This is a genomic window from Nakamurella sp., assembly GCF_044224575.1.
GTDB lineage: Bacteria > Actinomycetota > Actinomycetes > Mycobacteriales > Nakamurellaceae > Nakamurella.
The window spans coordinates 50,607-72,197 of record NZ_JBGAKE010000014.1 but is presented as its reverse complement, the minus strand read 5'-3'; the positions used below and the strand labels follow the sequence as shown (position 1 = coordinate 72,197).

General features: G+C 70.2%; 15 protein-coding genes. 8 read left to right on the top strand and 7 right to left on the bottom strand.

The window, feature by feature from the left end:
- Positions 1–472 precede the first annotated feature (472 nt).
- On the top strand, positions 473–1,600 hold the full coding sequence (serC, locus tag ACILSK_RS16580) for a phosphoserine transaminase (RefSeq protein WP_395728280.1): 1,128 nt from the start codon (positions 473–475) through the stop codon (positions 1,598–1,600).
- Positions 1,601–1,726: 126 nt separating this feature from the next.
- A complete protein-coding gene (sepH, locus tag ACILSK_RS16575; RefSeq protein ID WP_395728279.1) occupies positions 1,727–2,641 on the top strand; it encodes a septation protein SepH in 915 nt (304 codons plus the stop codon).
- Here the strand turns inward: sepH and ACILSK_RS16570 are convergent.
- A complete protein-coding gene (locus ACILSK_RS16570) occupies positions 2,592–3,914 on the bottom strand; it encodes a glycosyltransferase 87 family protein (RefSeq protein ID WP_395728278.1) in 1,323 nt (440 codons plus the stop codon). The two genes, sepH and ACILSK_RS16570, sit on opposite strands and share 50 nt — an antisense overlap.
- Positions 3,915–4,539: 625 nt before the next feature.
- On the opposite strand from ACILSK_RS16570, the gene ACILSK_RS16565 reads away from it, so the two are divergent.
- Positions 4,540–6,369 carry an ABC transporter ATP-binding protein gene (locus ACILSK_RS16565; protein WP_395728277.1) on the top strand — a complete coding sequence of 610 codons (1,830 nt, stop codon included), beginning with the start codon at positions 4,540–4,542 and terminating at the stop codon, positions 6,367–6,369.
- Positions 6,366–8,231 carry an ABC transporter ATP-binding protein gene (locus tag ACILSK_RS16560; RefSeq protein WP_395728276.1) on the top strand — a complete coding sequence of 622 codons (1,866 nt, stop codon included), beginning with the start codon at positions 6,366–6,368 and terminating at the stop codon, positions 8,229–8,231. The genes ACILSK_RS16565 and ACILSK_RS16560 overlap by 4 nt, the downstream gene beginning before the upstream one ends.
- A 29-nt stretch (positions 8,232–8,260) precedes the next feature.
- On the opposite strand, the gene ACILSK_RS16555 is transcribed toward ACILSK_RS16560, so the two are convergent.
- The 5 genes from ACILSK_RS16555 to ACILSK_RS16535 all read right to left on the bottom strand — a co-directional run bounded on the left by ACILSK_RS16555 (position 8,261) and on the right by ACILSK_RS16535 (position 14,520).
- Complete coding sequence (locus tag ACILSK_RS16555; RefSeq protein WP_395728275.1) at positions 8,261–10,999, bottom strand: LuxR C-terminal-related transcriptional regulator; 2,739 nt, start codon at positions 10,997–10,999, stop codon at positions 8,261–8,263.
- Between the two features lie 22 nt (positions 11,000–11,021).
- Positions 11,022–11,651: a hypothetical protein gene (locus tag ACILSK_RS16550; RefSeq protein WP_395728274.1), complete on the bottom strand. Its 630-nt coding sequence runs from the start codon at positions 11,649–11,651 to the stop codon at positions 11,022–11,024.
- 119 nt (positions 11,652–11,770) lie between these two features.
- Positions 11,771–13,039 (bottom strand): alpha/beta hydrolase family protein, encoded by a 1,269-nt coding sequence (locus tag ACILSK_RS16545; protein ID WP_395728273.1) that lies wholly within the window; start codon positions 13,037–13,039, stop codon positions 11,771–11,773.
- 136 nt (positions 13,040–13,175) lie between these two features.
- The gene (locus ACILSK_RS16540) at positions 13,176–13,661 is read right to left on the bottom strand and encodes a DUF2537 domain-containing protein (protein ID WP_395728272.1); all 486 of its coding nucleotides are present in this window, start codon (positions 13,659–13,661) and stop codon (positions 13,176–13,178) included.
- A 64-nt stretch (positions 13,662–13,725) separates the two neighbouring features.
- Entirely contained in the window at positions 13,726–14,520 is a 795-nt protein-coding gene (locus tag ACILSK_RS16535; RefSeq protein WP_395728271.1) for a TrmH family RNA methyltransferase, read from the bottom strand.
- 432 nt (positions 14,521–14,952) lie between these two features.
- Here ACILSK_RS16535 and ACILSK_RS16530 point away from each other — a divergent pair, with 432 nt between their 5' ends.
- From ACILSK_RS16530 to ACILSK_RS16515, 4 genes are all read left to right on the top strand, one after another.
- Positions 14,953–15,378, top strand: a complete 426-nt coding sequence (locus ACILSK_RS16530; protein WP_395728270.1) for a helix-turn-helix domain-containing protein — start codon at positions 14,953–14,955, stop codon at positions 15,376–15,378.
- Positions 15,375–17,186, top strand: coding sequence for a PHA/PHB synthase family protein (locus ACILSK_RS16525; protein ID WP_395728269.1), 1,812 nt, complete (start codon positions 15,375–15,377; stop codon positions 17,184–17,186). Before ACILSK_RS16530 ends, ACILSK_RS16525 begins: the two co-directional genes overlap by 4 nt.
- A gap of 114 nt (positions 17,187–17,300) precedes the next feature.
- Complete coding sequence (fabG, locus tag ACILSK_RS16520) at positions 17,301–18,047, top strand: 3-oxoacyl-ACP reductase FabG (protein ID WP_395728268.1); 747 nt, start codon at positions 17,301–17,303, stop codon at positions 18,045–18,047.
- Between the two features lie 397 nt (positions 18,048–18,444).
- Positions 18,445–19,401: an endonuclease domain-containing protein gene (locus ACILSK_RS16515; RefSeq protein WP_395728267.1), complete on the top strand. Its 957-nt coding sequence runs from the start codon at positions 18,445–18,447 to the stop codon at positions 19,399–19,401.
- 173 nt (positions 19,402–19,574) lie between these two features.
- On the opposite strand, the gene ACILSK_RS16510 is transcribed toward ACILSK_RS16515, so the two are convergent.
- Positions 19,575–21,536 carry a 3-oxoacyl-[acyl-carrier-protein] synthase III C-terminal domain-containing protein gene (locus tag ACILSK_RS16510; RefSeq protein WP_395728266.1) on the bottom strand — a complete coding sequence of 654 codons (1,962 nt, stop codon included), beginning with the start codon at positions 21,534–21,536 and terminating at the stop codon, positions 19,575–19,577.
- Between the last annotated feature and the right edge of the window lie 55 nt (positions 21,537–21,591).

Below are 21,591 nucleotides of genomic sequence, written 5' to 3'. Positions count from 1 at the left end.
CCCCCGCGGGCCCGCCCCGCCAGCGCGACCGGCACACCGCCAGCGCAAGTACACCGGCCACGCACCACTCGCTCGACCCACAGCCGACCAACGCCCCCGCGGGCCCGCCCCGCCAGCGCGACCGGCACACCGCCAGCGCAAGTACACCGGCCACGCACCCTCGCTCGACCCACAGCCGACCAACGCCCCCGCGGGCCCGCCCCGCCAGCGCGACCGGCACACCGCCAGCGCAACACCCGCAGGAGGGTGCTCGCTCCCCGACGCCGGCGACCACCGGCGACCACCCGGCGCCCAGCGCCGTCACCCGTCGCGCGGATGAACCGATCGACCGGCGTCACACCCGTCACATTCGGCGGTCAGAGGATCCGTGCGGCCGGAGTTGAACCGCGCGGCTGGCAAGATTGGGGCCGACCCGCCCCGGCCACGCGGCCAGGCGGGAGCCCGACAGCCACGTCAAGGAGACAGCGCCGCCATGGCCGACAGCACCGCCATCGTCCTGCCCGAGGAACTCAAGCCGACCGACGGGCGGTTCGGCTGCGGTCCGTCCAAGGTCCGCCCGGAGGCGTTGGCGGCGCTGGCCGGATCCGGCGCGTCCGTGCTGGGCACGTCGCACCGGCAAGCCCCGGTGAAGACGCTGGTCCGGCGGGTCCGGGAGGGCGTGTCCACCCTGTTCGGCCTGCCCGACGGGTACCAGGTCATCCTGGGCAACGGCGGCACCACCGCGTTCTGGGACGCCGCCGCGCTCGGCCTGGTCCGCAACCGGTCACAGCACCTGACGTACGGCGAGTTCTCCAGCAAGTTCGCCACCGTCACCGGCAATGCGCCATTCCTGGCCGACCCGGTCGTCATCAAGTCGGCACCCGGCGACGCGCCGGACAACGCGGCGAACCCCGACGTCGACGTGTACGCCTGGGCGCACAACGAGACCTCCACCGGCGTCGCCGTCCCGGTCGTCCGGCCGGACGGGGCGACCGACGACCAACTGGTCCTGATCGACGCCACCTCCGGTGCGGGCGGGTTGCCCGTGGACATCACCCAGGCGGACGTCTACTACTTCGCGCCGCAGAAGGTGTTCGCGTCCGACGGCGGGCTGTGGATCGCCATCGCCTCGCCCGCCGCGCTGGACCGAATCGCCGAGATCGCGGCCACCGACCGGTGGATCCCGGAGTTCCTGTCCATCGCCACCGCGCTGGACAATTCGGTCAAGGATCAGACTCTCAACACACCGGCCGTCGCGACCCTGTTCCTGCTGGCCGATCAGTTGGACTGGCTGAACGGTCAGGGCGGTCTGGACTGGGCGACCAAGCGGACCGGGGACTCCTCCTCGCGGCTGTACACCTGGGCCGACGCCCGGGAGTTCACCACGCCGTTCGTGGCCCGTCCGGAATTGCGCTCGCAGGTCGTCGGCACCATCGACTTCGCGGACTCCGTCGACGCGTCGGCGGTCGCGAAGGCGCTGCGGGCCAACGGCATCGTGGACACCGAGCCGTACCGCAAGCTCGGCCGCAACCAGCTGCGCATCGGCATGTTCCCGGCCGTCGAACCGGACGACGTGTCCGCGCTCACCGCCTGCGTCGACTACGTCGTCGAACGGCTGTAGGGGCGCTCGATCGCGACCTCGCCCCGCGGCCGCCCGGACCCGTTCGGCGCGCCTGGGCGAGGGGCGTCGAACCGCGCGATAACGTCCCGGTGACGCTTGAAGAGTGCTGCGGGGAGGAGAACGCCGATGCGCGCGCTGCGGGTCCTGGGGATGGCCGAGGACGGCGAAAACCTGCTCTGCGAGGACACGGTCACCGGCGAGGTTTTCTCGCTGCGCTCCGACGAGCGCCTGCGCGCCGCGGCCCGCGGCGAGCTCAAGGGCGCCGGTCGGCGGGCGGTGGAAACCGATCCGCAGTTGCGGCCCAAGGAGATCCAGGCTCGGATCCGCGCGGGGAAGACGGTCGCCGCGGTTGCTTCCGAAGCGGTGACCAGCGTCTCCCGGATCGAGAGTTACGCCTACCCGGTGATGCTCGAGCGGGCCAGCATGGCGGACAAGGCGCGGGCCGCGCATCCGATGGTCGACGGCAACCCCACCCGTAAGACCCTCGAGGAGCTCGTCACCGCCACCCTGCGGCAGCGCGGTCAGGCGGACAGCATCCGGTGGGACGCCTACAAGCCGCACGACGGGGGCTGGGTGGTCGCCGTGCACTGGCAGGCCGGGCGCAGCGACAACATGGCCACCTGGGAGATCCATACCGGGAGCCGAACGAACACCCTGCGCTCCATCGACGATGCGGCCCGGGAACTGCTCGACCCGGCACCGCGGCCATTGCGCACCATCGCCGAGGCGGGCACCACATCGGCGCCCACTCCGGCATCGGCGCCGGAGGCGTCGTTGTTCGGTCCGCCGGATGCCGAACCGCCGGCGGTGACCCAGCAGTCGTCCCGGCATCCCGCCGGGACCCGTCGCGCCGAGGTCGCGCCGACACCGGCGGTCGCGCCCCCGGTCGTCCCCGAGCCGCTGCCGGCTCCGAATCACTCGGCGCCGGCAGCCGGACTCACCGGGACCGATCAGACCCCGACCCGCCCGTCCCGGCGTGGGCAGCGGCCGGTCATGCCGGGCTGGGAGGACGTTCTGCTGGGCGGCCACCCGAAGGGCTGATCAGCGCCGGGTCCCACTCCGGCGCCTCCCACCGTCCGTTGGCCACGGCGATCGTCGAGCCGCGGATCCAGCGGCTGCCGGGTGTCGTCAGGACATGCGCCGCGGCCACCAGGGTGGCGACGACGGCGAGGAACTCCAAGAACGATACCAACGGGAGCGGCACCGGCGTGATCCTCCACAGAAACGGCGCATAGGCCAGCAGCGAACTTGCCGACACGGCGACTGCGACCGGCCAGAACCGCCGCAGGTAGAACGCCGCGACAATGGTCATGACGTCGGCCAGGTAGAAGTAACGCTCGTGCATTTGGGGCAGGAAGAACGGCACGGCCAGCACCGTCGCGGTGGTCAGCAGGATGATCTGCGGCTCGCCCAGCGGGCGGGTCCGCCAGGCCAGGACCCCGAGCCCGAGCAGCAACCCGGCGGCCACCACCAGGCCGAACACCTCCCAGCCGACCGACCCGCCGACCCACTGGAACATCGTCGGCCCGTTCTGGGTCCAGGCGCCCAGGCCGCCCGACAAGCTCGGGGCACCGCCGCCGAAGCCGCCACCGGCACGGCCGAATCCACTACCGGCCCCGCCGGTCACCTGGTCCGGGTAAACCGTCAGGAGGCTGCGCCAGCTGCGGCCGGCGACGGCCGCGGGTAGCAGCATGACCAGGAACGTCACCGGCACCGCCAGCAGCGGAAGAAGTCGCCGCCGGTTCGCCACCAGCACGATCAGCAGCACCGGGAGGAAGAAGATCGCCTGGAGCTTGAATGACAGGGCCAGGCCGAAGAACACGCACGCCCACCAGGACCGCCCGCGGAGCAGGAAGTACAGGCTGCCCAGGCAGAACGCCGCGTAGATCGAGTCGCACTGCCCCCAGTAGCCGCTGTTCAGCAGCACGGTCGGCGCGGCCAGCACGACGGCGAACGCCACGGCGGACGTCCAGGAATTGAACCGGCGGCGCACGATCAACCCGGCGAAGGCGGCCAGCACGACGTCGAACACCATCGAAACCAGCTTGATCGCGATGATCTTCGGGATGGGCAGGTACGTCATCACCGCCAGCAGGTACAGGTAGGGCGGGTTGTAGTTACCGATCTGCTGGCCGATGGCCCGCAGTCCACCACCGGCCGAGAGTGCGTCGTACCACGGGCTCAGGAACGCCCGGTAGTCGCTGTTCACCTCGTTCACGAAGGCGAACCGCACCGCGATCGCCACCGCGGCGGTGGCGACGACAACCATGGCGGGCCCCACGCGGCCGCCGGCCTTGTTGGATGTGGTCAGCACGAATGAGCTCCTCGGACGCCGGATGTCACCGCAACGGTGACCGAGGGAGCTGTGGGCGAGCCCAGAGAAAGAGCCGAACCGCCGGGTTTCGACTCCCCGGCTCGGGGACCCGGACCCCGGCGGTCCGGAACCGGGTGTCCACACTCGGCGCGAGCGGGCACCCGGAGACGGGCCGTGCGTCAGCTGGACGGCGTGTGGCCCGACTGGTGGATCACTTGCCCAGTGATCCGGGTCACACGATACTCCCATCTTTCTCGAAGCGGATCTTCATTTCGACAACTTTGCCGCGCGGATGAAGTCGTTGACGTCCGTCCCGGACGTCACATTCGGCGTCGTTTCAGCCGTGTCGGCGTAGTTGATCCGCGCGGGCGGGGGGCCCGGGCCGGTCTCAGGCGGCGGCGGGGCGGTTCGGGCGGGGCGGGCGGGGCGGGCCGGTTCGGGCGGGGCGGTTCGGGCGGTTGGGGCGGGGCGGGCGGGTTCGGGCGTGGCAGGGCGGGGCGGGCCGGCCCGGGGCGGCTCAGCCGAGGGGCGGCTTCTCGCGGAGGGCCAGCCGGCGGGAGGGGTGCCGGGCGGGCAGAAAAGGCGATGAGCGTTGTCGTAGGTCGGACGTAGCCTGGCGAGCGCCATGAGCCAGACCACCGAAGCATCCGTCATCACCGACCGCGGCACCACCCCGCCGCGGCCGGGGGTCGACGCGCACGTACCGGCGGTGGCGAGCCTGCGCCGCCTGCTGCCCTTCGTCCGGCCGGCCCTCCCGGCGCTGATTCTCAGCGCCGTGGCCGCGCTCGCCGCCACCCTGTGCGCGGTGGCGTTTCCGCTGGTCATCCAGCAGGTCATCGATGGGCCGATCACCCAGCAGAACCTCGCCGGCCTGTGGGTGCCGGGCGCGGCCCTGCTCGCCCTCGGCGTGCTGGAGGCGCTGCTGTTCTGGGCGCGGCGAATGTTGTCGGCCCGTCCCACCATGCGGGTCGAGGCCAGGATGCGAGCCGCGATCTACGACCATCTGCAACGGCTGCCGGTGGCGTTCCACGACCGATGGCCCACCGGGCAGTTGATGTCCCGTGCCGTCTCCGACCTGGCGACGATCCGGCGCTTTCTCGGTTTCGGTCTGGTGTTCCTGTTCGTCAACCTGGCGACCTTCGGGGTCGGGCTGGTCGTCCTGCTCATGCTCAGCTGGCAGCTCGGCCTGATCATCGCGGTGATGGCGGTCCCGTTGGTCGCGCTGTGCTTCCGCTACGAGTCCCGCTATCAGGTGCTGGCCCGGCGCAGCCAGGACCAGGTCGGCGATCTGGCCAGCATGGTCGAGGAATCGGTCCTCGGCATCCGGATCCTCAAGGCGTTCGGCCGGAGCTCTCACTACTCCCGTCGATTCGCCGCGTCGGCGCGGGGCCTGCGCGCCACCGAGCTGACCAAGGCGGCGGTGGTGGCCAGGTTGTGGGGCTCGGTCATCGTCATTCCGGAGATCGCGTTCGGCCTCACCCTGTTCTTCGGCATCGTCCAGGTCGCCGGCGGCTCGATGTCCGCCGGGACGCTCGTCGCATTCTTCGGGGTCGCGTTGAGCCTGCGGTGGCCGATCGACTCGATCGGTTGGCTGCTGGCGATGACGAACGACGCCGCCAGCGCCACCGAACGGTACTTCGAGGTGATGAACAGCCCGGTGACGATCACCTCGCCGGCCCGACCCGTCCGGCCCATGGCTCCGCGGCGGGGTCATCTGCGGTTCGAGGCGGTCCGATTCCGATTCGCCGACACCCCGGCCGACCGCGGCGATCTGCTGCGCGGAATCGATCTCGATGTCCGGCCCGGCGAGACGATCGCCCTGGTCGGGGCGACCGGATCGGGCAAGACGACCCTCACCGCGCTGGTCAACCGGCTGTACGACGTCACCGGCGGCCGGATCGTGCTCGACGGGACCGACATCCGAGAGTTTGACCTGGCGCAGCTTCGCCGCCGGATCGCGGTGGCGTTCGAGGAACCCACCCTGTTCTCCGCATCGGTCCGGGAGAACGTGTTGCTCGGCTGGCCGGACGGCACCGACGACGACGTGTGGGCGGCCCTGCAGCTGGCCCAAGCGGATTTCGTGGCCGGGTTGCCGTGGGGGCTGGACACCAGGATCGGTGAGCAAGGTCTGTCGCTGTCCGGCGGGCAGCGGCAGCGCCTGGCGTTGGCCCGGGCGGTGATCGGCCGTCCCGAGGTGCTGGTGCTGGACGACCCACTGTCCGCGCTGGACATCCACACCGAGTCCAGGGTCGAGCAGGCGTTGCGTTCCGTGCTCACCGGCACGACCGCGTTGGTGGTCGCGCACCGTGCGTCCACCGTCCTGCTGGCCGACCGGGTCGCGCTGCTGGCCGGCGGGCGGATCAGCGCCGTCGGCACCCATGCCGAGATGCTCGCGTCCAACCCCGACTACCGCGACCTGCTGACCAGCCGAACGGAGGTTTCAGACGCGCGATGAACAATGCCATGACCAGCCCGACGCCGCTGCCGGACCTGGCACCGGACGCCGACGACGCCTGGCGCGGGGTCGCCGCCGAGGACGTCGACGACATCTCCACCGGGGTGGGCCTGCGCCTGCGGGCCCGCTCACGCGGGTTGCTCGGCTCGTTGATCCGGCCCTACCGGGGGTGGGCACTGCTCGCCGGCATCGTCGTCGTGATCAGTGAGCTCGCCTACCTGGTCGGTCCGCTGGCCGTGGCCTACGGCATCGACTCGGCCGTGCCCGCCCTGGCGAACGGGGACGGGCGACCCCTGGTGCTGGCCACCCTGGCTTACCTGGCGGCCGGCATCATCAACGCGGTCGGCAAGGCGATCTTCGTCCGGCTGTCCGCGCGGGTGACCCAGGCGATGCTGCTCGACCTGCGCGGGCGGGTGTTCACCCATGCCCAGTCGTTGAGCCTGGCCTTCCACGAGAAGTACACGTCCGGCCGGGTCATCTCCCGGCTGACCAGCGACCTGGACTCGCTGAACGATCTGGCCGGCGAGGGACTGGAGGGGCTGATCTCCGGCGTCCTGTCGGTGGTGGCGATCAGCGTCACGCTGCTCGTCCTCGACGTCGACCTCGCCCTGGTGGCGCTCGCCGCCTTCCTGCCGATCCTGCTCGCCACCCGGTGGTTCCAGCACCGATCGCGGCGCATCTACCGGCGGACCCGGAGCCTCATCGCGGCGGTCATCGTCCAGTTCACCGAGACGATGAACGGCCTGCGCGCGGTGGTCTCGTTCCGCCGGGAGTCGCGCAACGCGGCCATCTTCGCGGCCGTGAACGACCAGAACGCCGACGCCAACGGCGATGCCCTGGTCGCACTGGGCATCTACACCCCGACCGTGCGGCTGCTGGGCAACCTGAGCCTGGTCGCCACCATGGTGCTCGGCGCCGTCCAGGTGATCGACGGCACGCTGGCGATCGGCGTCCTCGCCGCGTTCCTGCTGTACGTGCGGCGGATGTATGACCCGTTGGACGAGCTGGCCATGTTCTACAACGCCTACCAGGGCGCGATCGCGGCGTTGGAGAAGATCTCCGGGCTGCTCGAGGAGACCCCCGGAGTCCCCGAACCGGCCGACCCGCGCCCGTTGCCCTCCCCCACCACGGGTGAGATCCGCTTCGCCGGCGTCGAGTTCGCATACACCCCGCGGGTTCCGGTGCTGTCACCGCTGGATCTGGTGATCCCGGCCGGTCAGACGGTGGCCGTGGTCGGCGCCACCGGCGCCGGCAAATCGACGCTGGCCAAACTGCTGGCCCGGTTCTACGACCCGACCACCGGTTCGGTGACGCTGGACGGTGTGGACGTCGCCTCGCTGAGCACCACCGAGCTGCGCCGGGGGGTGGTGATGGTGACCCAGGAGTCGTTCCTGTTCGCCGGCTCGGTGGCGGACAACATCGCGCTGGGCCGGCCGTCGGCGTCCCGCGCCGACATCGAGGCCGCGGCCGATGCCATCGGGGCCGGCGAGTTCATCCGTTCGCTGCCCGAGGGTTTCGACACGGACGTGCGCAAGCGCGGCGGCCGGCTCTCCGCCGGGCAGCGCCAGCTCGTGGCGTTCGCGCGCGCGTTCCTGGCCGACCCGGCCGTGCTGATCCTCGACGAGGCCACCGCGTCGCTCGACCTGCCCGCCGAGCGGGCGGTGCAGCGGGCGCTGGGCACGGTGCTCCGCGGGCGCACGTCGCTGATCATCGCCCACCGGCTGTCCACCGTCGAGATCGCCGAGCGGGTGCTGGTGATGGAAGGCGGCCGGATCGTCGAGGACGGTCCGCCGGCGCAGTTGCTGGCCGGCACCGGTGCTTTCGCCACGTTGCATGCGGCCTGGCGGGACTCGCTGGTCTGAGGACGCGCGTCCGGCCGGCCCGGACCGGCTCATCGGGGCGCGGCGGCGGCCACCTCGACCCGGGAGCGCAGCCCGGTCTTCTCCAGCACGTGCGACACGTGCGACTGCACGGTGCGCGGCGAGATGTACAGGCGGGCGGCGATTTCCCGGTTGGTGAGCCCGTCGCAGACGAGGTCGGTGATCCGGCGCTCGGTAGCGGTGAGCGCGTCCCAGCCGCTGGCCTGGGTGCGGTGCGCCTGCCGGGACCCGCGGCGAATCCCCAGCAGCCGCATCCGGGCCAGCAGCCGGTCGCGATCGACGATCGACCGCATGCGCTCGTACCCCGCGATCGCCTCCTCCATGGCGGCCACCGCACCCGGCCGGTCACCCACGGCGACCAGGGCGCAGGCCAGTTCCTCCTGGGCGTGCCAGGCGCGGACGTGGAATCCACGTTCGACGAACATCGCGTGGGCTCGCCCGATCTCGGCCGGGTCGGAACGCGCGGCGCCGCGGATCAGTTCCAGCACGCCCGGCGTCCGCTGCTCGGGCGGCAACCGCTCGACGTCGGCGATGACCTGCTCGACCAGGTGCGGGCGCAACCCGACCAGCGCGAGTCGCGCCACATCGATCGCGAAGTCGGCGCCGCCGAGCCCGGGCTGGGTCCGCACCCGGGTCCAGTAGCTCTCGGCCAGCGCGGCGGCGCCGTCGAGGGAGCCCTCGGCCTCCAGGATGGACAGCTCGGCGACATCCACGTCACCCCGCCCGAACTGGTCGGGCAGGCGTCGGGACCGGAACTCTTCCAGACGTTGTCGCGCCGCCCGCACGAGCCCACGGCGGGCGTCGATGTCGATGCGCTCGCCCACCGGGATCGAGATCCACCCGGTACCGGTCTCCTCCGCCATCTCCAGGGCCGCGTCGGCCTCGGCCACGGCACCATCCCAATCACCCGACGCCCAACCGGCACCCGCGGCGACGAAGCCGAGAAACGGATACACCCACGGGCTGTTGATCTGGGCAGCCGTCGCCCGGGCCCGCTCCAACTCGGGCGCGGCCGAATCCGTGCCGTCGACGTCCAGCCGGAACATCGCGGGCCACACCATCGATGTGGTCCCCGCCAGGGCACCGAGGTCGGCCGACATCAGCTCCGGCTGTTCGGCGAAGGTGCGGAGCGCGCCCCGGCCGTCGCCGCGGACGTAGGACAGGACGGCCGCGGTGAGCACCAGGGTGGATTGCGCCGCGACGTCGTCCGCCGCCCGCGCGTCGGTCAGCATCGCGTCCAGGTCACCGAGGAGCCCGAACCGGCCACCGAGCAGGAGCAGCCATTGACGCTGCGCCGACAGCCCGCGGCGAACCGGTGCGGGCAGCCGCTCGATGGCCAACGTGTGACCCATACTGACCAGGGCGGCGTCCACATCGGCCCGGTTGATCTGCGACGTGATCAATACCCGTTGCAGGCCGGCGGCCACCGCGGGATCGCGAACGCTGCCGATCCGCTCCAGCACCAGCCGTTCGGCGGCGGTCCCGTGTCCGGTGCGGAACAACTCGGCGGCCCGCTGCAGGAGTAGACCCTCGGCCGCCGGATCGCTCCGGACGGTCAACTCATCGGCAACCTTCAACAGGTCGACCGCGACCTGCGGGGCGAACTGACCGCTGGATTCCACGGCCGCATTCAGGGCGTCGAGCAGTTCCCGATCGGCGCCATCCTGCCGGCTCCGGACCGTGGCCGCCTGCAGCAGGTGTTCGGCCACCAACGCCGGCCCGCTGCCGCGTTCGGTCAGCACCGCGGCAACCCGCCGGTGCAGGCTCCGCCGGCTCGCGTCGGGCACGGCCGCGTACGCCACCTCGCGGAACAAGTCGTGAGCGAAATCGAGCATGCCTCTTGACGAATCGGCGTGGACGACCCCGGATTTGACCGCCCGGGCACGGGCCGGCGCCAGCGCGTCGTCGGAGCTGAAGAGCACATCGGCGAGATCGGTCAGCGTGGCGGCCGTGCCCCACACGGCCAGGGCCGACAGCAGTTCGGTGGTGGTGTCGTCCAACTCCTCCAGGTGGCCGCGAATCACGGCGTCCAGGGCCGCGGCCGGCGCCACCGCACCGGACGCGACCTCGACCGAATCGGATCCGACCTCCTGCAGCCCGCCGGCCTCGATCAGTGCCCGGATGAGTTCGCCGACGAACAGCGGGTTTCCGCCGCCGGCCTCCAGCATCCGCCGCAGCCGCGGCCCCGGCCAGCGGCCGAGCCGGTCGTGGACCAACCGCTCGGTCATCATCCGGTCCATCGGCGGGAGCTCGACGGTGACCTGCACCTGGCGGAGCAGCAACTGCAACTGATCGGGCGTCGGGAACGGGCGCGCCGACAGCACCACCGTCAACGGCAACGACCGGCTGGCCCAGACCAGCCGGCGCAGCCCGGCCAACGACGCGGCGTCGGCGTGGTGGGCATCGTCCACCCAGACCACGAGCGGGCCGGCGGCACACAGCTCGTCGATGCGGTCGAACGCAATCTCGGCCGGGTCCTCCCCGACCGGCACCGGTCCGGACAGCTGCCCGAGAACGGCGAACGGCTCGTTCCGGCGGCGATGATCCCCGACCGCCCGCAGCGCGGCCGCTGGGCCGACCGCCGCGTCGAGAATCGAGCGGACCAGATGACTCTTGCCCATGCCCGCCGGCGCGATCACGCACAGGCTGGTGCCCACCCGGTCGGTGATCGCCGCGTCGACGTGCGAGCGCAGCAACTCGGTGACGGCGGCGCGGTCGACCGGAGCGTCGCCACCGATTTGCTGCGCCATCCGGGTCAGCGTAGTTCGCCGTTCATGTGGTCGAGGGCGCGGCCGGGGCCTGCGGCGCGCGCACCTGCGACCGCACCTTCTCGGGATAGTGCACGGTGAACTTGATCATTGCGACGATCACCACGATCGGGACCACCCAGTTCAGCAGCAGCTCACCCGTGGCCGGGGTGGCGAAGTCGTCGCTGTACAAGTTCAGGGCGGCCACCAGCAGGCTGCACAGGCCCATGATCACGATCGCCGCTCCCCAGGCGGCGCTGAGCACGCGGTTGATCTTGTTGAAGGTCGGCGAACCCCAGTACGCCTTGGGCGTGGACTCCCGGGCGAAACGCTCGGTGAACGGCGCGAACGGAACCAGCGCCAGGATGAAGGCGCCGAGGAAGAGCCCTACCCCGGGCACCGCCCAGTCGTACAACCAGGCATCGACATCCGGGCCGCCGACGAACCCCACCACGGTGATCGTGGTCAACGGGATCAGCATGCCGATGTTGAGCACGGACGGCGGCCAGGCCGGCTTCTGCAGCGCCATGGTGCCCAGGACCAGGAGCAGGCCGATCAGGCCACTCCAGGCGACGGAGTCAGCGGCGATGCGGTGCGCCAGGAAGGAGAAGGCGATCCACGGGATGAACCCGAGAATCAGCGACAGGGGTTTCATGACAGACTCTTTCGGTTTCGAGGTGCGACCGCGGGGACGGCGGTGCTTCAGATGTGGGGTCGGGGGTGCGGTGCAGAAGGCCGCGGATTGCCGCGCCGCGGCGGCGAGCGGGGCAGTGTTCAGCGGGCGGCGGGGAGCCGGTCGGCCAGCCAGTCGAGCATCAGCTTGTTGGTCAGTTGCCGTCCCATCGGCTGGCAGTGCCAGTTGGCGCCCTGCTCGGCGGTGAAGCGCAGCAGTTGCTTCTCACCGGTGAGGGCGTCGGAGAGCTGCTCGCTCTGCCCGGGCCAGAACTGCTCGTCGGCCGGGCTGGTGATCAGCAGCGGGGTGCGGATCTGACCGACGACACCGGCCAGGTTGTAGGCCATGACCTCGGTGAACACGTCGAACGGATCCTCGGCCAGCCCGTACGGTCGGGCCCGGAACCGGAAGGTGCGCTCGGCTTCCGGGTCGCTGCCCATCTGCGCCATGTCACCGTTGAAGGTGGCCTTGTCGCCACTGCGCAGGAGGTCGATCATGACCAGCGGCAGATGGCCGAGCCAGGACGTCGACACGTCCATCACCCCGGGGTCGGCGACGGCGGCGACCAGCCGATGCTCGAAGGCCAGCGCGCGCGGCAGCCAGTAGCCCGCCTGACTGATGCCGTAGCCGACGAGGGCGTCCGGGTCGACGTCGTCCCGGGCGACCAACGCGTCGACGACCGGGGTCAGCACGGCCTCCCAGTCCGGCCGGAACGGAACCCCCCGCTGGAACAGCATCGACTGCTGCCCCGGCCCGTCGTAGAGGAACACGTTCCAGCCGCGGGCCAGCGCCTCCGACGCACCGTTGGCGAGCAATGCGGGCAGCGATCCGTCGCTGCCGTTGGTCACGACCAGGGTGGTCCGGCGCGCGCCGGAGGCGTCCGGGCGCAGCAGCCAACCCGGCAGCGTGGTGCCTTCGTAGGGGATCTCGACCCGGAGATGCGCGCCCGCCGACGCATCGAGCCATCCGTGCCAACACCGTTGGTACCGCTCGAACGTCGGCGCCAGCACCGACTGATCGGGCAGCCCGTCGAGGGCACCGAGCGCGACGGCGAAGTAGTCGGCGGCCGCGAGGTAGGCCCAGCCGGCGGTCTGCGGGTGGCCGCCGGCGGCCGCGGCATCGGCCCGGGCGGCGAGGTCACGCGCGGTGGCCGACCACTCGTCGAACCAGACCTGCGGTTCCCCGACGGCGGACGCGCCCGGTGCGGCCGGGTCGGGCCCGTGTGGTGGGCGAGGACCGCTGATCCGATCCAGAGTGGCCAGCACGAGCCCGACGTCACCGACGCCGATCGCCGCGCGGCCCAGCGCGCATCGCGCCTCGAAGTCGAATCCCGGATCCTTGCTGAAGGTCCCCGCCGCGGTCCATGTCATCGTCTGCTCCTGAAATCGTCGTCGCCGATCCGGTTCTCGGAGCGGCTCGATCCGATCCTGTCCGGAAACGGATCGCGAGACATCCGCACACTGGCGGATATCGGCCGAACCGGCGCGGGACGCGGGTGCGGACGGGTCAGAGCATCATCAGCGCGGCGATCCACCCGCCGACCACGCCCACCGCGGCCCCGATCGCGAACCAGCGGAGCACCGGAAGGTTCCGGGAGAGCCACATCGCCGGCACCAGGCCACCAGCGACCAGGAGGTTGAGCGCGACCGCCAGCACCGGACGATCGGCAAGGCCGGCCGACAACACCCAGATCGCCACCGCGGCGAGCAGCGCGGCAAATGCCGCCAGGGGAAGTCCGGTGCCCCACGGCGCCGGCTCCCCCGAATCCCGCCATTCGGCGACCCAGGCCCACTCATGGGCCTCATCATCGACAGCGTGGTCATCGACCGGCTCGTCGTCGACGCGCAGGGCACGGCCGGCCGGGTCCATCAGGTCGACCGTGAGGTCGGGATCCCCGGCCGGCACCGCCGGCAGATCGGGAACGTCACCGACCACCCGCAGCCGGGTGCGGCGCTCCTGGCCCGGCGCGGCCGGATCCGGTTCGTCGGTCACCGGTTGGTCCCGTTCGGGCGGCTGATGGACGTCACCGGTCCAGTCTGCCGCAGGGGGCCCGCCCTCAGCCGGGCAGCGCGGCGAACGCGATCGCCGCGGCGGTGGCCACGTTGAGCGAATCGATGCCGCGGTGCATCGGAATCCGGACCCGCGCGTCCGCTGCTGCCATGGCCGCCTCGGTCAGTCCGTGCCCCTCGGACCCGACGAGTATCGCGATCCGCCCGTCCAGCTCCGCGTCCGTCAGCCGGAGCTCGCCCGCCGGGGTCAGCGCGATGATGCGGAAGCCGTTGTCTCGCAGTTGGTCGATTCCGTCGTCCGGCCACGGCAGCGGCGCGAAGGGCACGTGCAGGACGGTGCCCATGGATACCCGCACGCTGCGCCGGTACAGCGGGTCGGCACAGCCATCACCGAGCAGAACCGCACCCATTCCGAGACCGGCCGCATTGCGGAAGATCGACCCGAGGTTCTCGTGGTCGCCGACGCCTTCGAGAACGGCGACGGATCGTGCATTCCGGAGCAATTCGCCGGCCGGCGACGGCGGAATGCGATCGGCAGTGGCCAGCACACCGCGGTTGAGGTGGAAGCCGATGACGGTCGCCATGAGCTCGGCGTCGACGACGTAGAACGGGGCGTCCGATCCGTCCAGATCCGGGGCGAGTTCGTCGTACCGGCGGGCCAGGCCGAGCAACGCCCGGAGCGGGTACCGCGAGGCGAGCAGCCGACGGACCACGACGGTGCCCTCGGCGATCACCAGGCCCCGCCCGCCGGGTCGATCCGGTCGCCGGTCGGCGCGGGTCAGGTCGCGGAAGTCGGCCAGGCGCGGGTCGTCGGGGTCGTCGATCCGGCTGGGTTTGCTCATCTCCCCATCTTGATGGTCCCGGCGGGCTCCGTTTGCACAGGTCACGGAGTCGTCGCAGCGACGATCGGAGCCGACGCACGGCTCGATCGATTCCGTGATGCCCGGTGACCGATCTCACAAAGTGTGACCGTCATCACATATGATGGCGAATCGTTAGCCGGTTAGCAACTCCACTGCTAACTTGCGAACCGGGAGTTAACCTGGAGTCACTGCCGACGTCCTCGGCGGGCGAGGAGAGCGCGATGCGCACCACCGACACGGCGCCGCCGCCGACTTGATCGGTCGGTCGCCTGAATTTCGCGGCCTGCCCGGTACTTCGCCGGGCGAATCGACACTTTGGCCCGATTTTCTCCGGGAATTGCCATCTTCGTCACCCTTCGAGTTGCCCGGTTGCGCCACTGATCGACGCGGCCGCACCTAGGCTGGAAATTGATGAACCATTCGTGGTCCGAGACGATGTCACTCGGCGAGATGATTCGCCGACAGCGAGAAATGGCCTCGCTGCCGATGCGGCAACTCGCCGCGATGGCCGGCATCTCCAATCCCTACCTGTCGCAGATCGAACGTGGGCTGCGCGATCCGTCGGACCAGGTGCTGAACGCCATCGCCGACTCGCTGCAGATGTCGGCCGACTCGCTCCGCCCACCGACCCCCGAACCCGACCTCGACCGCGACCCGCCGCCCGTCGTCGGCGCCATCCGGGCCGATCCCGATCTGACCACTGTGCAGCGCAAGGCGCTGGAGGAGTCATACCTGGCCTTTCGCCAGGTGACATATGAACGTCGCCGCATCAAAGGGCGCCGCAACGGCGCGGCCCTGACCGAGAGTCCCACCGCCGATCGAGGAGAAGTCACATGACCGCTGCGGACACCAAGCCGCTGGACCTGTCCTGGGATGAGGTGGGGCCGAAGCCGGAGCCGTCCCTGGACTCCTCCCCCTGGGACGAGCTCGACAGGCGGGTGCGGGCGAGCATCTCCGAGGTCCTGAACCGGGCCGAGCGCCAGTTCTCCAGCACTCCATTGGGCCGGATGGACGCCGTGGCGGCGATCCCGGCGTTCACCCGAACGGCGATGGCGCTGGCCACCGAGCCGAACCTGGCCCTCCAGGTGGGCACCCGGTACGCCACCGGCATCCTGCGGGCCTGGGCCACCGCGGGCGCGCGCGCCGTCGGGGCCAAGGTCGACGGTCCGGTCGAGGAGAAGCGGGACAAGCGATTCGCCGATCCGGCGTGGAAGGACAACGCCGCGTTCTGGCTGCTCCGCCAGGAGTTCGAGCTCTGGGAGCAGGCCCTGGAGGACCTGGTCGAGGGTGCGCCGATCGAGGACGCGCTCCGGGTCAAGGTCGCCTTCCTCACCCAGGCGATGGTCGACGCGGTCGCCCCGACGAACTCGTTCGCCACCAACCCCGATGCGATGCGCCGGGCCATCGAGACCGGCGGCCTGTCGGTGATGAAGGGTGCCCAGAACTTCCTGCACGACCTGGCCGAGAACAACGGGATGCCCAGCCAGTACCGCAAGGGCGTCTACGAGGTCGGCAAGAACCTGGCCGTCACGCCCGGCAAGGTCGTGTTCCGCAACGACCTGATGGAGCTCATCCAGTACAGTCCGACCACCGAGCAGGTGTTCGAGATACCACTGCTGTTCAGCCCGCCGTGGATCAACAAGTACTACATCATGGATCTGTCCCCCGGCCGCAGTCTCGTGCAGTGGGCGGTGGACCACGGCCACACCGTGTTCCTGATCAGCTACCGCAATCCGGACGAGTCGATGCGGTCGGTCGGCATGAACGACTACCTGCTGAACGGCCCGCTCACCGCGCTCGACGTGATCGAGGAGATCACCGGCCAGCAGAAGGTGAACCTGCTCGGGTTGTGTCTGGGCGGCACCCTGACCATGATCTCGCTGACCTATCTGGATGCGATCGGCAAGGACCGGATCAACAATGCGACCTTCCTGAACACGCTGACCGACTTCTCCCAGCCGGGCGCGCTGGGCGTGTTCACCGACGAGGTCAGTGTCAGCAAGCTCGAGCAGCAGATGAATCAGACCGGCTTCCTGCCGGCCGACAACATGGCCAAGACGTTCAACCTGATGCGGGGCAACGACCTCATCTGGAATTACGTGGTGAACAATTGGATGAAGGGGGAGGAACCGCCCGCGTTCGACCTGCTCACCTGGAATGCCGATTCCACCCGCATGCCGGCCGTCATGCACGCGTTCTACCTGCGCTCGTGCTACCTGAAGAATCAGCTGGCCCGCGGTGTGATGGAGATCGCCGGTGAGACGCTGAACATGAAGTCCGTCGACCAGGACCTCTACTTCCTGGCCGCCGAGCAGGACCACATCGCACCCTGGCGCAGCTCGTACAAGGGCGCCCTGATCCCCACCGGGAACGTGCGGTTCGTCCTGTCCAACTCCGGCCACATCGCCGGGATCGTCAACCCGCCCAACCCCAAGTCCAAGCATTGGGCCGCGGACCTGGACGAACTCCCCGAGAACCCGGACGAATGGCTGGCCGCGGCCACCATGAAGCCGATCACCTGGTGGGAGGACTGGGCGACCTGGATCTCCCAGCGGGCCGGCGGCAAGATCACCCCGCCACCCATGGGGAGCGAATCGCACCCCCCGCTGAGTGACGCTCCGGGGACGTACGTCTTCGGTAAGTAGCCGTTCACCAAGCCCTTCCACGGGCCGGGGCACTATTCTCATCTCGCCCCGGCCTTCCGAGGCGCACCGTCACTGCGTCCATTCTTCCGACTCAGAAAGTCAGGTAACAAGCACGTGTCTGCCAAGTACAGCGTGTCCAAGGCGATCATCACCGGCGGAGCCCAGGGCCTGGGTGCCGTCATCGGCACGCGGCTCGCGAGCGAAGGCATCTCCGTCAGCCTGCTGGACATGAACGAGGCCGGCGCCAAGGAGACCGCGGAGAGGATCACGGCGGAAACCGGCACCCCCGTGTACGGCTTCAAGTGTGACGTCACCGACCGGGTGCAGCTGCGCGAGGCGTGGCAGTCGGCCGCCGACGCGATGGGCGGTCTGGACACCTACATCGGCAACGCCGGCATCACCCGGGACAAGATGTTCCACAAGCTGACCGACGACGACTGGGACCTGGTTATCAAGGTCAACCTGACCGGCGTCTTCGAAGGTCTGCGGGCCTCCGCCCCGTGGCTGCGCACCGAGGGCCCGGGCCGCGTCGTGCTGATCTCCTCGGTGGTCGCCAAGATGGGCAACCTGGGCCAGATGAACTACATCGCCGCCAAGGCCGGCGTCGTCGGCCTGGTCCGCTCCGGCGCGACCGAGCTGGCCCGGTTCGGCACCACCGTCAACGGCATCCGCCCCGGCTTCATCGAGACCGCGATGACCAAGGCGATGCCGGCAGCCGCCCAGGCCAAGATGGCCGAGAACCCGCTGGGTCGGGCCGGCCAGCCCGAGGACATCGCCGGCGCCGTCGCCTACCTGTGTTCCGATGACGCCGCGTTCGTCACCGGCCACATCATCGACGTCAACGGCGGCCTGGACATGTAGTCCGCATTCGACACCAAGGCCCCGCCCGGGATCGTTCCGGGCGGGGCCTTCGTCGTTCGACCCGGAGCTGACTCCTGCGCCACGTCCGTGCGCCCGCGCCGTGACCCCGCCGCCCCGTGACCCCGCCGCCCCGTGACCCCGCCGCCCCGTGACCCCGCCGACTCGCCAGATATGCAGGTTCCTGACGGCGCTGAACGTGCATTTCTGGCGAGTCGGCGCGACAAGAGGGCGGGTGGGGTGAGGGCCGCGGGTGGGGGTGGTCGGGGGCAAGGGCGGGGGTGAGGCCGGGCGGAGGGATCCGGACGGCGCGGCGCGGCCAGGGCGTCCGCGACCGAGGGGTTGTGGATCGTTTGTGGACAACTCCGTGGAGGGGTCCGCGGACCCGTCACGATGGGGCATGGCTCCCCGTCAGGAACTCCCGGACTGGCTGCAGAATCAGCCGTTCGCGACCTTCGACCATTCGCTGAAGCGCGGACGGATGTCCGGACCGGACATAGTGCCGATGTTCCACGGAGTGCGCGCCATGGCCGGCGGGCCCGGCGACTGGCGACAGTTGCCGGCCGATGACGCCCTGCGCGTGCGCTGCCGCGCGCTGCTGCGGGTCACACCTGACGGCACCTTCTTCGGCGGAATCACCGCCGCGCGGTTGTGGGGCCTGCCGTTGCCGCTCGATCACCTGCACGACGAATGCCTGCACACCATGCTCTGGTATCCGGGCCAACCGACGAACCGGGCCGGCGTGATCGGACGCCAGATCAACGACTGGAACGCCCATCGGATCGAGATCGACGGTCTCCCGACCATCGATCTGCCGACGTTGTTCTGCCATCTCGGCATGTTGCTGAGCGAGCCCGACCTGGTGGCGGTCGGCGACGCGATGATCCTCGAGCCGGTGATCGCGCGTGCCGGGCCGCCGCGCCCGCTCGCCACGATCGATGCGCTGCGCAAACGTGTTGCGCTGTACCGGGTTCGGGGCAAGCGACGAGCTGCTCACGCACTGGAGCGGATCCGCCTGGGCGCCGAGTCCCGGCCGGAGACCCTGCTGCGGTTGCTGCTCGTGGAGGCCGGGTTTCCGGAACCCGAGCTCAACGTCCGGCTGTTCGATCGATTCGGCGCCGAGCTGGCGCGGGTCGATCTGCTGTTCCGGGAGTTCCGGGTCATCGTGGAGTACGACGGCGACCAGCACCGCACCGATACCCGTCAGTTCGACCGCGACCTCGGCCGGCTCGACGATCTGGCCGCGCTCGGATGGCGGGTCGTGCGGGTCGGCGCCCGATCCCTGTTCCGGGACCCGCAGGATGCGGTCAACCGAGTGCAGCGGGCGCTCATCGACGGCGGCTGGGTCCGGGCCTGAGGGTGCGCCGACTCGCCAGATATGCAGGTTCCGGACGGCGCTGAACCTGCATATCTGGCGAGTCGGCGGGGTCACGGGGCGGCGGGGTCACGGGGCGGCCCGGCCGGACGCCACCGGCCCGCCCCGCACGGGGCGGGGCGGGCCTGTCTGGCGAGCGCTTCGGGCGCGCGACCTCAGCCGAATGCGACGGCCGCGGAGTCGGAGCCGGTCTCGCCGGGATCGGACCGGACCGCCTCGACGATCGCGACCTCCTCGACGCCGGACACGACCACGGCCGGGTCGATCGTCATGACGGTGTAGCCACCGACCGACCCGGCACCGAAGCCCGGCGCGAAGATCTTGGTCGGCGTGCTGATCACGCCGTCCGCGACCGCGTCGGCGATGGCGATCGGGATGCTGGCCGCCGAGGTGTTGCCGGCCCGCTCGATGTCGAAGTAGATCAGGTCGGGCGACAGGCCCGCCTTCTCCGCCAGCTGGATGACCATGGTCTTGTTGGCCTGGTGCGGCACGACCAGCTCGACCATGTCCCAGGCGGACTTCTTCTCGCCCAGCGGGTCCGCGGTGTTCTCCAGCTCGTTGATCATCTGGGCCAGGTAGCGGCCGGCCAGGGCCTTGACCTCGGGGCCGAACACGGTGATGTTGTTGTCGAACGCGGCATTCGGCCAGATGATGGAGTTCACCTGACTGACCGGACCGCCGGCGTAGGAGTTCATCAGGTCGATGTCGGTGTCCTGGCCCTCCGCCGCCGGCGCGATGACGAACGCCGCGGCGCCGTCACCGAAGATCATCCGGGACGGCCGGACGGTGCCGATCTTGTCGGAGAACTTCTCCCCGGTGACCAGCAGCACCGGCCGGTTGACCTCCTGCAGCAGCCGGATGGCCTCGGACAGGCCATAGGGCAGGCCGGCGCAGGCGGCGGTGATGTCGGCCGACATGTGCGTCTGGTGCATGCCGAGCTGACCCGACAGCCAGGTGCCCATCGACGGCATCGTCCGCGGGTTGGTGCAGGAGCAGAAGATGACCGCGCCGATCTCCTCGGGCTGCCGGCCGGACCTCTCCAGGGCGGCCTTGGCGGCGTCCAGGGCGAGCTCGTCCAGACCCCGCTTGGAGTACATGCGGGTCTCGATGCCGGTCTTGTCGCTGATCTCGTCGGCCGTCATCGGCGACCAGCAGTAGGCCGTGTTGCGGATCAGATCGTCGTTGGAGCAAAGGATCTCGCCGCGGACCACGGCGAGCGCCTCGATCTTGGGCAGCACCTTGAACTGCTTGCGGATATCGATCGCCGGGTACGGCCGGATGGGCTGCTTGGTTTCGATCTCCGGCTGCAGGGAGGCGACGCGAGGGCTGATGTTCGCTCGCGGGGCACCCTTGACGGCCCCGATGAACCGCTCGACCTCGCTGGTCTTGGGCTTGAGGACGACCACCACGTCGTCCGGCTGCAGCTCGCTCAGGGTGGCCAGCCGTACCGCGGACCGGTCCCACAGGTACTGGTTGTGCAGCACCATGGACCAGCGACGCAGGGCCTCGAGCTCGGCCACCTCCTCCTGGACGTCAACGATGTCGGCGAAGGAGAAGGCCGGGAAATCCGGGTCGTAGTTGCCCAGCACCCAGGTCAGCTGGCTCGGGTCCTCGAGGGCCTGCGCGACGGTCGGCTGCACCGCGACCAGCGCGCTGGCATGGTGCAACCGGTTGCTGAAGATGTCGAACAGCGTGTCCCAGATCTTCTGCTCGGTCTCGGCGTCGCCGGCCGACGGCAGGTCGGCCCAGGCCTGCGCGACGGCGCCGACCTTGGACTCCTTGTCCTGCCACGGCACCACCACGGGCAGGAAGACGTTGCTGCGGCTGCGCGGCACGTCCCGCCAGCGGGTCGGCACCTTCTCGTACATGGTCATGGCGAACCGGTTGACCCAGAACAGGTTCAGCGCGACATCCCGCATCAGGTGGGTGCGGTCCTTGTAGTGGCCGTTCGCGATCCGCTCGCCGATCTCGGTGCCGGACGGTGCCTTGGTCTCGAAATCCCGGCGGATGACCTGATCGAGCTGCTTCTCCGACGCGATCACCGAGAAATCGAGGTCGGGAATGAAGTTGGACGGGAAGACCAACCGATCATGCCGATTGATGACGAACGGCTGCATGCCGTGCTCCTTTGCCGCTGACGACTCACGTGACGTGCTACTGGCGCAGTTTCCG

Coding starts and splice junctions, on each gene's coding strand:
- ACILSK_RS16555 (WP_395728275.1), bottom strand. CDS start 10,999: ATGGCGCAGCAAATCGGTGGCGACGCTCCGGTCGACCGCGCCGCCGTC.
- ACILSK_RS16530 (WP_395728270.1), top strand. CDS start 14,953: ATGAACCATTCGTGGTCCGAGACGATGTCACTCGGCGAGATGATTCGC.
- ACILSK_RS16545 (WP_395728273.1), bottom strand. CDS start 13,039: ATGACATGGACCGCGGCGGGGACCTTCAGCAAGGATCCGGGATTCGAC.
- serC (WP_395728280.1), top strand. CDS start 473: ATGGCCGACAGCACCGCCATCGTCCTGCCCGAGGAACTCAAGCCGACC.
- ACILSK_RS16535 (WP_395728271.1), bottom strand. CDS start 14,520: ATGAGCAAACCCAGCCGGATCGACGACCCCGACGACCCGCGCCTGGCC.
- ACILSK_RS16560 (WP_395728276.1), top strand. CDS start 6,366: ATGAACAATGCCATGACCAGCCCGACGCCGCTGCCGGACCTGGCACCG.
- ACILSK_RS16565 (WP_395728277.1), top strand. CDS start 4,540: ATGAGCCAGACCACCGAAGCATCCGTCATCACCGACCGCGGCACCACC.
- ACILSK_RS16515 (WP_395728267.1), top strand. CDS start 18,445: ATGGCTCCCCGTCAGGAACTCCCGGACTGGCTGCAGAATCAGCCGTTC.
- ACILSK_RS16525 (WP_395728269.1), top strand. CDS start 15,375: ATGACCGCTGCGGACACCAAGCCGCTGGACCTGTCCTGGGATGAGGTG.
- sepH (WP_395728279.1), top strand. CDS start 1,727: ATGCGCGCGCTGCGGGTCCTGGGGATGGCCGAGGACGGCGAAAACCTG.
- ACILSK_RS16550 (WP_395728274.1), bottom strand. CDS start 11,651: ATGAAACCCCTGTCGCTGATTCTCGGGTTCATCCCGTGGATCGCCTTC.
- ACILSK_RS16510 (WP_395728266.1), bottom strand. CDS start 21,536: ATGCAGCCGTTCGTCATCAATCGGCATGATCGGTTGGTCTTCCCGTCC.